At 67.3% G+C, this 11464-nt stretch carries 14 protein-coding genes and 1 riboswitch; of the genes, 4 read left to right on the top strand and 10 right to left on the bottom strand.

Annotation, left to right across the window (positions count from 1 at the left end; genetic code table 11):
* Window positions 1-4: 4 nt before the first annotated feature.
* The 7 genes from ACH438_RS35210 to bioB all read right to left on the bottom strand — a co-directional run bounded on the left by ACH438_RS35210 (window position 5) and on the right by bioB (window position 4473).
* Window positions 5-379 (bottom strand): nitroreductase family deazaflavin-dependent oxidoreductase, encoded by a 375-nt coding sequence (locus ACH438_RS35210; RefSeq protein ID WP_397013360.1) that lies wholly within the window; start codon window positions 377-379, stop codon window positions 5-7.
* 159 nt (window positions 380-538) lie between these two features.
* Window positions 539-1201, bottom strand: coding sequence for an HAD-IA family hydrolase (locus ACH438_RS35205; RefSeq protein WP_397013358.1), 663 nt, complete (start codon window positions 1199-1201; stop codon window positions 539-541).
* 407 nt (window positions 1202-1608) lie between these two features.
* Window positions 1609-1980 carry an MmpS family transport accessory protein gene (locus ACH438_RS35200; protein ID WP_397013356.1) on the bottom strand — a complete coding sequence of 124 codons (372 nt, stop codon included), beginning with the start codon at window positions 1978-1980 and terminating at the stop codon, window positions 1609-1611.
* Between the two features lie 90 nt (window positions 1981-2070).
* Window positions 2071-2304 (bottom strand): hypothetical protein, encoded by a 234-nt coding sequence (locus ACH438_RS35195; protein WP_397013354.1) that lies wholly within the window; start codon window positions 2302-2304, stop codon window positions 2071-2073.
* A 60-nt stretch (window positions 2305-2364) separates the two neighbouring features.
* Window positions 2365-3090 (bottom strand): DUF2567 domain-containing protein, encoded by a 726-nt coding sequence (locus ACH438_RS35190; protein WP_397013352.1) that lies wholly within the window; start codon window positions 3088-3090, stop codon window positions 2365-2367.
* Window positions 3090-3305 carry a hypothetical protein gene (locus ACH438_RS35185; protein WP_397013854.1) on the bottom strand — a complete coding sequence of 72 codons (216 nt, stop codon included), beginning with the start codon at window positions 3303-3305 and terminating at the stop codon, window positions 3090-3092. Before ACH438_RS35185 ends, ACH438_RS35190 begins: the two co-directional genes overlap by 1 nt.
* Window positions 3306-3435: 130 nt before the next feature.
* Window positions 3436-4473, bottom strand: coding sequence for a biotin synthase BioB (gene bioB / locus ACH438_RS35180; protein WP_397013350.1), 1038 nt, complete (start codon window positions 4471-4473; stop codon window positions 3436-3438).
* Window positions 4474-4613: 140 nt separating this feature from the next.
* Between bioB and ACH438_RS35175 the strand changes: the two genes are divergently transcribed.
* The 4 genes from ACH438_RS35175 to ACH438_RS35160 all read left to right on the top strand — a co-directional run bounded on the left by ACH438_RS35175 (window position 4614) and on the right by ACH438_RS35160 (window position 8227).
* Window positions 4614-5198 (top strand): TetR/AcrR family transcriptional regulator C-terminal domain-containing protein, encoded by a 585-nt coding sequence (locus tag ACH438_RS35175; RefSeq protein ID WP_397013348.1) that lies wholly within the window; start codon window positions 4614-4616, stop codon window positions 5196-5198.
* A gap of 1 nt (window position 5199) precedes the next feature.
* A riboswitch (cobalamin riboswitch) is annotated at window positions 5200-5335 on the top strand.
* A 32-nt stretch (window positions 5336-5367) separates the two neighbouring features.
* Window positions 5368-6399: a FecCD family ABC transporter permease gene (locus ACH438_RS35170; protein WP_397013346.1), complete on the top strand. Its 1032-nt coding sequence runs from the start codon at window positions 5368-5370 to the stop codon at window positions 6397-6399.
* Window positions 6396-7193, top strand: coding sequence for an ABC transporter ATP-binding protein (locus tag ACH438_RS35165; protein ID WP_397013343.1), 798 nt, complete (start codon window positions 6396-6398; stop codon window positions 7191-7193). Before ACH438_RS35170 ends, ACH438_RS35165 begins: the two co-directional genes overlap by 4 nt.
* Window positions 7194-7201: 8 nt before the next feature.
* A complete protein-coding gene (locus tag ACH438_RS35160) occupies window positions 7202-8227 on the top strand; it encodes an ABC transporter substrate-binding protein (protein ID WP_397013852.1) in 1026 nt (341 codons plus the stop codon).
* Here the strand turns inward: ACH438_RS35160 and ACH438_RS35155 are convergent, their stop codons facing one another.
* The 3 genes from ACH438_RS35155 to ACH438_RS35145 form a co-directional block, all read right to left on the bottom strand.
* Window positions 8228-9376, bottom strand: coding sequence for an alpha/beta fold hydrolase (locus ACH438_RS35155; protein WP_397013340.1), 1149 nt, complete (start codon window positions 9374-9376; stop codon window positions 8228-8230).
* An 84-nt stretch (window positions 9377-9460) separates the two neighbouring features.
* Window positions 9461-9937, bottom strand: coding sequence for an SRPBCC domain-containing protein (locus tag ACH438_RS35150; RefSeq protein ID WP_397013337.1), 477 nt, complete (start codon window positions 9935-9937; stop codon window positions 9461-9463).
* Between the two features lie 165 nt (window positions 9938-10102).
* Complete coding sequence (locus ACH438_RS35145; protein ID WP_397013333.1) at window positions 10103-11464, bottom strand: sensor histidine kinase; 1362 nt, start codon at window positions 11462-11464, stop codon at window positions 10103-10105.

Genomic DNA, 11464 nt, shown 5'->3' with positions numbered 1-11464 from the left:
GGACTCAATCCGCGATACGAAACACCGCGATCCGCCCGGCGGCCGCCGCCACGGCCTCCGGGCTCGGATCATCCACCAGCCCGGTGGTCACCAGCAGCTTCCCGGCCCGAGCCGGACTGTTCGCAATGTGCTCGCGCAAGAGTGATCGGCGGTCATCCACCGGAAGCTCGACCAATCGGACGACCTCGGAGCGCCTGCCTCGGCGTAGCGTGGCGGTGCCCGCCGCCCGCACATTCGCCACCCAGTCGGCCTTCCGATAAGCCTGAATGACGTACCGCTCCCCGGAAATCGAGTTCACCGCCACCGGCACGGTCCGCGGCTCCCCACTCTTCCGCCCCACCACCGTCATCACATACATGGGCCCCACAGCGATCCCCACCCGCTGCAACCCAACCACAACTTTGTTGAACCGATTGACCTTCCGCCGGTAACCCTCCGAATCCCGCGCCATCCCGTCCCCCTCCCAATCGACCTACGAACCCCCAGTATCACCCGAACACACTCTGCCCTCACATGATTCGTCGGTCATCAGAAGCGCTCAGTGGGTTAGGTGAATGGCGATCGTTCCGTCGGACAGGTTTTCGATGCGGAGGTGGGTGAGGTCGGGGATATGGGCGGTGGGGGTGAAGGCGGCGGCGCGGGGGCCTACACCGAGCACTGGCATGCCGGCGGATTTGGCGGCGGCGATGCCGGCTTCGGAGTCTTCGAAGACGAGGCAGTCTTCCGGCGAGATGCCCAGTTCGGCTGCGGCTTTCAGAAAACCCTCGGGGTCGGGCTTGCTCGCGGTGACCAATTCCGAGGTGATGCGCAGGGCGGGGACACGCAGGGCGGCCGCGGCCATGCGAGATTCGGCGAGGGCCTGGCTGGCGGACGTCACCAAGGCGTGCGGGAGATCGGCGATGGCCGCCATGAACTCGGGTGCGCCGGGGATTGCCACCACGCCATCCACATTGGTGACCTCCTCGGCCAGCATGCGGTCGTTCTCGGCGTGATTCACCTCCATCGGGCGCTCCGGAAGGAGCTCGGCCATGGTCGACCACCCCTGCCGTCCATGAGCCACCGCCAGAACATCTTCGGGGTCCAGATTGTTTTCGCCGGCCCACCGTCGCCAGATGCGTTCCACGACGGCATCGGAGTTCACGAGAGTGCCGTCCATATCGAGCAGTAGGCCGCGGGCGGTGAGCGTGGAGTTAACCGTCATGTACCGGTTATAACCACTTGGTCGGCGCAATGCAATGATGCGGGCTCATGGTGTTGTGGGACAGAACATTTGGCAAGCAGCCGGCGGGGGTGGAGTAGGGGTCGGTGGTGCTTCGAAACGGGCTGAGCTGACGAGGAGCATGAGGGCTACTGCGGCGGCGAGTATTGCGGCCAAGGCGCCGAAGACTATTGCCCAATTGAGGCGGGGGAAGGTGATTATGTTGGTGCCGTCCTCGAGGACGAGAAAGGCTACCGCTGCGCTTGCTCGCGAGCGGGTCATTTGTAACAGAATGGCGTCGCGCCACCAATTTACGGCCATCGGAGATCCCGCGCCTTATTCCGATTAGCTTCCTGACAGTGTCGTGATCACGACACTGTCAGGTTACGCCCGACCTGCGGGAACGGCCACTACTGTGGGGTCACGGCACAGGTCACCATGGAATATCCACCGGTCGCGGTTTCCGTGTCTCTGACTACGCCGTCGACGGTGATACGGCACGAGATGGAGCCATTGTCCGTGGCGTTCTGCGCCACCATGTTCCAGACGGGAAGAGAACTGGAGGTTACCGTTTTGGACCACGGCAATGACACATTGGTTTCTTGCTGAATATCGGTGCCGTTGCCACCCACATAGCCGACCTGGTTGGCCGAGTTGGTGCCTGTCCCCCATGCTTCGTACAGCACCTGGTGTGAATCATCCGCACTCGAGATTCCGGCGCCCGCACTCAGCAGGACGGCGGACGCACAGACGGCGAGGGCGGCACAACGAAGCATTGTCATCGAATTTCCTTGTCTCGCAACGGCGAGCGGTTCTCCCCCGCCCAACGAGAACATTAATCGACGCCACCGACAGGAAACGCGAGTGACCGATCAACTATCCGATTCACGTTTACGATGTTTGGTCGAACGGCGGTAGGTGCGCGCGCTCGGGATCGGGCGGGCGGCATTGGAACGGCGTAGCTCGTGGCGTTGCCGCCACGCCGCCAGGTCCGGTCGTTCCGCCGGATCGTTCGCGGCCGGATTATGGGCCGGCGCGGGTGCTTTCATGGTCTCCCCCTGGAAAACGGTGTCGTCGAACTCGACCCGCAGGGAGGCCGATGCCACGCCAGGGTAGGCGGATACCGTGACAGCATCCACCGAATTTCACGGAGCAGCGCGCTACCGTCAGCGCGTGGGGCCCGGTTCCGGCGCGGAACCCGGCGCCTCGAAGGGCACCATCGGATCGCGCGGCGCGCCCGGCTGCGGCGCACCACCGGCACCGTAGTACGGCCCGTACGTGATGGCGGAGCCGAATTGGTTGGGCGCCAGCACATCCGGCTCGGGCGGGTTGCCGCCGAACGGCAGCAGTTCACCGGTTCCGAGATCGTCGCGAGTACTCAATGCCGCGAGGATCAGAATCACCAGCGCCGCCATCAACGGCTGCACGATGATCACCGCCCAGCTCTCCACGGACGGCGCGAATTCCACGATGGTGTGCAGCGCCGGATTCGCGGGCCGCGTGTGCACCTGCTCGGCCACCGCCTCGCCCACGATCTTCATCAGCACCGCCCCGCCCACCGAGCCGAGCAACATGCCGAGCAGCCCCAGCGGCCCGCGCGCACTGCGCCACCGCCACGCCGCGCTCGCCGTGATCACCGCCGTCACGAACCCGATGAGCACGAAGATCGCCAGCGCATCGAACCGGTGCACGCTTTCCCCGGTGAGCGCCACCCCTTGGTTCTTGTCGACCACCGCAAGCTGTTCGGCCGGTGCGAGATACGCCCAGATCACCCCGCCCAGCGCGCTCACCGCGCCGATGGCCGCGGCCACGATGACCGCGGCGCGGACCTCACGGATCAGCGGGCCGGTGCGTAGCCCGCCCGGTTCGGCGGCGGCGAATGCGGTTGCCACTAGCGGTGTTCCAGGTGCGTGGAGTCGAGGACACCGTGCCGGGAGCATTTCGCCCACCAGCCGTCGGGACTGACCTGCACGATCATCCGGCGTCCGCATTGTTCGCAGTAGCGCGGCGGCTCCAATCCGAGTGCGGCGGCGGCCGGCACCGGATCGTCCAGCCCCGGCACGATCCGCTTACCCGTGAACGGGTTGTAGCGCTCCTCTATCTCCACGATCACCTCGATGGATCCTTCGTGTCTCGATGTGGAACAGCCTGGTCGAGCTGCGCCGAAGCCGGTACCGCTTCACGGTACCGGCTCCGCATGGTCCACCGGCGTCGGAGGGGCCGAGGCCCCGCCGCGGTCAGAGAGTTTCGTTGAGCGCTTTGATCGGCATCTTGAGTTCGCCGAGCAGATCGAGGTCGGCTTCGGCGGGCCGGCCCAGCGTGGTCAGGTAGTTGCCGACGATGACGGCATTGATGCCGCCGAGGATGCCCTGCTTGGCGCCGAGGTCGCCGAGCGTGATCTCACGACCGCCGGCGAAACGCAGGATGGTGCGCGGCAAGGCGAGCCGGAAGGCGGCGACGGCACGCAGCGCGTCGGCGGCGGGCAGCACCTCCAGATCACCGAACGGCGTGCCGGGACGCGGGTTGAGGAAGTTCAGCGGCACCTCGTCGGGCTCCAGCGTGGCCAGGTCCGCGGCGAATTCCGCACGCTGCTCCAGGGTTTCGCCCATGCCGAGGATGCCGCCGCAGCAGACCTCCATACCGGCTTCGCGCACCATGCGCAGGGTTTCCCAGCGCTCGTCGTAGGTGTGGGTGGTGACCACGTTCGGGAAGTGCGAGCGCGCGGTCTCGAGATTGTGGTTGTAGCGGTGCACGCCCATGGCGGCGAGCTGGTCGACCTGCTCCTGGTTGAGCATGCCGAGCGAGCAGGCGACCTGGATGTCGACCTCGTTGCGGATGGCCTCGACGCCCGCGGCGACCTGCGCCATGAGCCGCTCGTCCGGTCCGCGCACGGCGGCCACGATGCAGAATTCGGTGGCGCCGGTCTTGGCGGTCTGCTTGGCGGCCTCGACCAGCGACGGGATATCGAGCCACGCGGCGCGCACCGGGGACTGGAAAAGGCCGGACTGCGAACAGAAGTGGCAGTCCTCGGGGCAGCCGCCGGTCTTGAGCGAGATGATGCCCTCGACCTCGACCTCCGGTCCGCACCATTTCATGCGCACGTCGTGCGCGAGGCTCAGTAGTTCTTCGAGCCGGTCGTCGCCCAGTCGCAGTACCTCGAGGGTCTGGTCCTGGGTGAGTCCGACTCCGCGTTCGAGCACCTGCTCACGGGCGATGGCGAGAATGTCGTCGCCGGCAGTGCTTCCGGCCTCGGTGGTGACGGCTGCCTGGGTCATGCCTACGAGTCCCTTCGTCCGGCCGGTCGGGCCGGGCATCGCAACGTGCCCGGCTCGTGTAGCCGAACAACTTGAACGGTGTTCAGGGTAGGCTAGCAGCCGGGAACGTGAGCCGGAACACGAGAGGGTCGGATTCTGCAGTGCAACTTCATCGCACGGACGTGGTCGACGGGGCCATCGCCATTCTCGACCAGTACGGGCTCGCCGACCTGACCATGCGGCGGCTCGCGAGCTCGCTGCACGTGCAGCCGGGGGCGCTGTACTGGCACTTTCCCAACAAACAGGCCCTGCTCGGCGCGGTCGCGGACCGCGTGCTCGCACCCATGGACGAACCGGTCGGTGCGGGCGAATGGTCCGGGCAAATGACCGAACTCGCGCATCGGCTGCGCTCCTGCCTGCTCGCCTACCGCGACGGCGCCGAATTGGTCTCGGCCACTTACGCTTCCCGGCTCACCACCAGCAAGGGGCGGGAACGACTGGCCAGCGCCGCCATTCGCGCGGGCATGACGCGCGAGGAAGCGGATCTCGCGGCCTACACGCTCCTCTATTACGTGCTCGGCCAGACCGTCGACGAGCAGTCGCGCATCCAGATGGATTCCGCGGGCGCCCTCGCCGAGGAACACTCCCCCCTCTACGACACCACCGGCGCCACCGCCCGCTTCGATTTCGGACTGCAGTTGTTCGTGAGCGGCGTGCGTCACCTGCTGGGCACCCGCATCCGCTGAGCAATACTTCCGGACGGTAGAGTCCGTCCCGTCATCCCCGGTGGGTGCGGGAATCCGGTGCAAACCCGGAACGGTCGCGCCACTGTGAGCAACCTTCGGGCTGCGAGTCAGACCTCCCCCACCGGACCTAACTCGGGAGAGGCCGCGATTTGCCCAGAGAGCTCCGTCGATGAGCCGTGCCCGGGCGGCGATCGCGCTGCCGGTACTGGCGGCGCTGCTGCTAGCCGCCATGATCGTGGCGACCGGATTCGGCGCCGAAACCATTCCCCTGCACGATGTGCTGGACGTACTGCACCGGCGCGCAACCGGACTCGCACCCGCCAATCTGGGCGTCGACACCATCGTGTGGCAGTTGCGGGTGCCGCGCACGCTGCTCGCGGCGATCGTCGGAGCGGGACTGGCGGTCTCGGGCGCGGGCATGCAGACGCTGGTGCGCAATCCGCTGGCGGATCCGTATCTCCTGGGCGTCTCCTCGGGCGCGGGCGTCGGCGCGGCGGCCGTCATCACCACGGGAAGCTTTGCCGCAGCGGGGCTCTGGGCGCTCTCCGCAGGCGCGCTGGCCGGGGCCCTGGCAGCAGCCGCGGCCGTCTTCCTGATCGCGGTAGCCCAGGGTGGCCTCACCCCTTTGCGATTGGTCCTGACCGGCACCGTCCTCGGCTCGGCCTTCAGCGCGCTGAGCAGTTACATCGTCTTCCGCAGCGGTGATCCCGCCGCCGCCAAATCGGTGCTCTTCTGGCTCCTCGGCAGCCTCGCGGGCGCCGACTGGACCCGAATCCTGCTCCCCGCCACCGTGGTAGCCGCTTGTGCCCTCGCGCTGTTTCTCTCCGCCAACTGGCTGGACGTCCTGAACCTCGGCACGGACACCGCCGCCTCGGTCGGAGTCCCGGTGCGGCAGTTGCGGATCGCGTTGTTCATCCTGCTGGCGGTCCTGGTGGGCGTCCTGGTCGCGGTCTCCGGCGGGATCGGCTTCGTCGGCCTGGTAGTGCCGCACGCGGCCCGCCTCATAGTGGGCCCGCGTCACCGCATCCTGCTCCCCGCCTCGGCCCTCTGCGGCGCCCTCTTCCTGGTAGTGGCCGACACCGCCACCAGAGTCCTGGTCCGCCCCACCGAAATCCCGGTAGGCGTCCTCACCGGCCTCATCGGCGCGCCCGCCTTCCTCCTCCTGATGGGACGCCGCACCTACCGATTCGGAACCGCATGAACAACGACAGCACGGGCGGCTCGGTGCAGGTACGGGGGCTGGCTTGCATTGCCGGGCGGCGGACGGTCGTCTCCGGCGTCGATTTCGAGGTGCGGGCCGGTGAAACTATCGGCATCGTAGGGCCGAACGGGGCGGGTAAGACGACGCTGCTGCGCACGGTGGCGGGGTTGGTGCCGCCTGCCGCCGGCAGTGTTCTCATCGATGGGGTTGCCGTGCATCGGGTTTCGGCTCGGCGGCGGGCGCGACTGCTCGCCATGGTGGCGCAGGATGAGGGGCCGCAGGCGGATCTGCTGGTGGGGGAACTCGTTGCGATGGGACGGACGCCTTATCTGCCGCCCTGGGGTGCGGGTGGGGGCGGCGAGCAACAGGTTGTCGGAGAGGCGTTGCGGGCGGTGGATCTCGCCGGGTTCGAGGGGCGGGCGGTGCATCGGCTTTCGGGTGGGGAGCGGCAGCGGGTGCTGCTGGCGCGGGCGCTGGTGCAGGAGACGCCGGTATTGCTGCTCGATGAGCCGACCAATCATCTGGATATCACGCATCAGCTCGAATTGCTTGCGCTGGCAAAGTCTTTGGATCGGACGGTGATCATGAGCCTGCATGATCTGGCGCTCGCCGATCGGTATTGCGACCGGGTGCTGGTGTTGCACGACGGACGAGCGCATCCGCTCGAGACGCCCGATATCGCTTTGCGGCCCGAAATCCTCGACACCGTGTTCGGGGTGCGCGCCCTGCGCGTGCCGGATCCCGAGACCGGTACCTCTCATCTGCTCATTACCGCGCGAAAGGCTCAGTCTTGAGAACTGGCATGCTCCTGGGGAAGCTATCCCTGATCCTGACCGTCACCGCGGTGGCGGGCACGCTGGCGGCCTGCGGGCAGTCGAAGACCGTCGCCGGTGACCTGACCGTGCGCAATTGCGGTGTGGACCAGCGGTTCCCGTCGCCCGCGAAACGCATGTTCGTCAATGACGGCAACCTGATCTCGATGGTGCTGGCACTGGGCGCGCAGGACGAGGTGACTGCCGTATCGAGCCTCAAACGCGATGCGGGCACCCTGCGTAAGCACTACGGTGACGCGGTCGACAAGCTGAATTCCGTTGCGCCCGATTATCCTTCGCGCGAGACGGTGCTGGCGCAGCGGCCGGATGTGATGGTCGCGGGCTGGAACTACGGTTACTCCGAGGCCGCCAACCTGACGCCGGATTCCCTGCGCGCCTCCGGTGTCGCACCGTACGTGCTCACCGAGAGCTGCCGCCGCCCCGACGGCGAGCGCGGGATCGTCGAACCGTGGACGGCATTGCGCACCGACCTCACGGATCTGGGGCGAATCACCGGGCGCACGGATCGCGCCACCGAACTCACCGAGGACCTGGATCGGCGGCTGGCCGCCCTGCACGCCGCCCCGCAACCCGCGAAACCGCCGACGCTGTTCCTTTTCGACAGCGCCTCCGACACCATCATGTCCAGCGGCAAATTCGGTGCGCCACAAGCGATACTGACGGCGGCCGGGGCGCGCAATGCTCTCGACGATGTCGCCGATACCTGGACCTCCGTCTCGTGGGAGCGCCTGGCCGCCGCCGATCCGGATGCCATCGTCTTCGTCGACTACCCGCCGCAGACCTTCCAGCAGAAGGTGGACATGCTGCGCGCCAAGCCCGGCATCCAGCAGCTGCGTGCCGTCACCGAGGGGAGGTTCCTGAATCTCCCGTACGCACTGTGGACGAGCGGGCCGTTGAACATCGACGCCGCGGAGCAGGTCCGTACTCAACTGGAGCACTGGAACATGGTGCCGCCCTCCGGAATTCGGCCCGCCTACGACGACATCGTGAAGTGATCAGCGCCCGGTGATCGCCGATAAAGCCGCATCGCTCTGCACTTCGCGAATGAACGGCACCACCTGCTGTGCGATCAGCCCGTTGTACTCCTCCGGATGCTGAATCGGATTGGCGTGCCCGGCATGCCGCGTGAACGCCACCAGCAGGGTCCCGTCCACCCCGCCGACCTGCTCGATCAGCACCCGATGCGAGTACTCGACATCCACGATCGGATCCCGGTACGGATCGTGCGGGCGGATGAAAACGATTGCGGGCCGCGGCTTTCCGTCCACCGGTTTGGCCAGCGCCCGCAGATCATCCACCGCACCACCCGCCACAATGGCCTTGAACTGGTCCTCGATGAGACCGTTGCTGGCGGCGTCGGTGTTCAGGATCTTCTCGTGCAGCACCTCCAGCACGGCGTCCCGGAACTTGCCCGGCCGGAAACCGTAGCGGCCGCCCGAGAAACTCTCGTGGCGGGCATAGACCTCCGCCGCCATGCGCAGCAGGCGGCTCTCACGAGCGCCGGGAAACCAGCCGACCCAGCGCAGTAGTTCCTCACCCTGGTCGCGCGCCTGCGGGCGGACGGCGTACAGGTCGAGGGGCGTGCAGTCGAGGATCACGGCGAGCACCTTGCGATCACTGCCGGTGTGCAGGTGGTCGGCGATCTCGAGCGCGATCACGCCACCCATGCTGTGCCCGGCGAGCACCACCTTCTTCACCTTGGCCGCCTTGGTGACCTTCACGATGAGGTCGGCGATGACCTTGGTGTCGATACCGGTGTTGTCGTAGCGCACCGCCCACACCGACCCCAGTTTGGTCAGCGACGGCAGCGCGCGAGCGGTCTCCGAGGCGTCGAGTACGCCGAGTCCCACCAGATCGAAGACGGCGGTATCGCTCGCCAGCGGATCGGACGGGCCGGCGATCGGCAGTACGGCCGGCTGGGTCTGCGCCAGCCGCGCCCGTTCCGGCATCACGTCCAAGGCCAGGTACTGCGCGAACAGGGTGAGCACCACCACCGGAATCATGCTCAGCCGCAACAGGATGAACCGTGCCCGGCGCCAGTGCACCCAATCGTGCCCCAGCCTGCCGGCACGCAGGCGCGCCGCCCGTCGCCGATCGTCGTAATCGGCGAATCCGGACGGATTCGGAAAATCCGGCAGCGCCATAACAATCCACTGTGACATCCCCGGCCGTGAAATGCTCGTACTCCTGCCGTTAACCTTCATCGGCTAGGGCACTGCCGGGTTCGTTCAGCCGTGGCGGCGGCGTTCCTCCTGCTCGGCCAGCGTCGCCAGTTTCGCCAGGGACATGCGGAAGCCGACTTCGTTGTCCTGCTGGGAGAGACCCGGCGGTAGGTTGTCGTGCTGGGCGGCCACGCGGGTGCCACCGGGGGCGTCGTCGAGGGTGTAGCTGATGGTCATCTCGCCGCGCAGCGCCGGATCCTCGGTTTCGAACTCGACGGTCTGCACGACCGTGCGATCGGGGACCACGCGGGTGAAGACGCCGTGGAAGGTGTCGGTGTGCGCGGAGGTCTTACCGGCGCCGGTCGGCACGTCGTAGGTGAGCGAGATGCGGAAGCGTCCGCCCACCCTCGGATCGAATTCGTGGACGCGACCGGTCATGCCGTCGGGGACCATCCACGTTCGCACCGAACGCGCATCGAGTAGCGCCCGAAAGACATTCGGCCGCGGAGCACTCACGAACCATTCGACATGGGTGGAGGGCACGCCGTCACAGTACGCCGGGCGGCGGGGTTCTTACGGCGTCTTCGCGAGGTCTGTTCGCGACGGATCGGCGAGGTCTGTTTCGCCGGATCGGCCAGTCTCTTCCGGCGGATCGACGGGCTCTCTTCCGGCGGACCGACGGGCTCTCTTCCGGCGGACCGACGGGCTCTATTGCGGCGGGTCCGTCGGCGCGAGCGGGAGGGTCAGGGTAGCGATGGCGCCGCCGTCCTCCGCGGATCGTATTGCCACAGAACCGGAATGGGCCTGCGCCACCCACTGCACGATCGACAAGCCGATACCGTGACGGCCGCTCGAACCGGCCGCACCGCGCTGGAACGGGTCCGACAGTGCGGGATCCAAGCCCGGCCCGTGATCGCGCACGGTCACCGTGCCCGCCGATACCGTCACCTCGACCTCGGTGCCGCCACCGTGCACGATCGCATTGTCGATCAGATTACGCACGGCCAGTGACAGCAGATCCGGATCCGCCTGCACCACAGTGGGTTCCGCATGCAATGTCACCTCACCGCCGGATTCGGCCACCACGCCCTCGACCAATTGATCGAGGGCCAGCCGCTGCAGATCCAGTTCACCCAATCCGGTTTCGGTGCGAGTGCGCGCCAGCAGGCCGGTGACCAGACGGCCCATACGATCGGTGAGCGAGCGGGCATCCGTCACCGCGCGGCGGGTGTCATCCGGATCCCGCAGTGCCGCATCGAGATACAGGCGCAGGGTGGCGAGCGGGGTGCGCAGTTCGTGCGAGGCCTCGGAGAGGAAACGCTCCTGCTCGTCCAGCATGCGCAAGGCGGGGCGCATGCTCACGCCGGAGAGCAGATGCCCTGCGAGGGCGGCCAGCGCCACCAGCGCCGCGCCACCGAGTTCCAGTGCCAGCACCAGCCTGCGGTGATCTGCCATCCAGGGTCCGGGATCCGCGCCCGCGATGACCACAGCCCCGACGTCACCCTTGTTGTCCCACGCGGGTTCCGCGGCGAGCCGCACCGCGGTGCCACCGCGATCAGTTGTGGTGCGCCACACGGTATCCGTCGTATCGGCCACTTCCCCTGCCAGCTCGGTGAGATCGACGGGCAGCCCATTCCGCTTGTGCGTGAACCCTTCTCGCCAGCCGCCGCCCGCATCGCGCACCAGCACGACCACGGACCGCGACCCCTGCGCGAGATCGTCATCCGTGCGCACGGTTTCGAGATCGGCCACGCCGTCCTCGTCCCAATAGACTTCGCGCGCCAACCCGGTCACCACCCGGTCGATGCGGCCGTCGAGCGCGGTGTCCCGCGAATGCGCATCGATCGTCGCGGCCACGGCGCCCAGCACGATCAGGCAAATCGCCGTGATCGCGGTGAACAACGCGGTCAACAGCCACCGAGTACGCCGCAGCCGCTCGGGCGTGGCCGGTCGCGCAACCCGCGAACCGGCATCGCCCCTGCGGCGCAATCGAGTGAACACCGCACGCGGACCGTTCAGCAGGCGGCGGGCCCGCGGCGGCGGGGAGTGTGGATCATCGGCGAAGGTCAT

It is taken from the genome of Nocardia sp. NPDC020380, from assembly GCF_044386975.1.
GTDB lineage: Bacteria > Actinomycetota > Actinomycetes > Mycobacteriales > Mycobacteriaceae > Nocardia.
The sequence above is the reverse complement of the archived record's forward strand: the minus strand, read 5'-3'. Positions and strand labels throughout refer to the sequence as shown.

Bases quoted from the DNA above. Each gene is read 5' to 3' on its own strand.
- ACH438_RS35205 (WP_397013358.1), bottom strand. From the start codon at position 1,201: ATGACGGTTAACTCCACGCTCACCGCCCGCGGCCTACTGCTCGATATG.
- ACH438_RS35200 (WP_397013356.1), bottom strand. From the start codon at position 1,980: ATGACAATGCTTCGTTGTGCCGCCCTCGCCGTCTGTGCGTCCGCCGTC.
- bioB (WP_397013350.1), bottom strand. From the start codon at position 4,473: ATGACCCAGGCAGCCGTCACCACCGAGGCCGGAAGCACTGCCGGCGAC.
- ACH438_RS35170 (WP_397013346.1), top strand. From the start codon at position 5,368: ATGAGCCGTGCCCGGGCGGCGATCGCGCTGCCGGTACTGGCGGCGCTG.
- ACH438_RS35165 (WP_397013343.1), top strand. From the start codon at position 6,396: ATGAACAACGACAGCACGGGCGGCTCGGTGCAGGTACGGGGGCTGGCT.
- ACH438_RS35160 (WP_397013852.1), top strand. From the start codon at position 7,202: ATGCTCCTGGGGAAGCTATCCCTGATCCTGACCGTCACCGCGGTGGCG.
- ACH438_RS35155 (WP_397013340.1), bottom strand. From the start codon at position 9,376: ATGGCGCTGCCGGATTTTCCGAATCCGTCCGGATTCGCCGATTACGAC.
- ACH438_RS35145 (WP_397013333.1), bottom strand. From the start codon at position 11,464: ATGACCTTCGCCGATGATCCACACTCCCCGCCGCCGCGGGCCCGCCGC.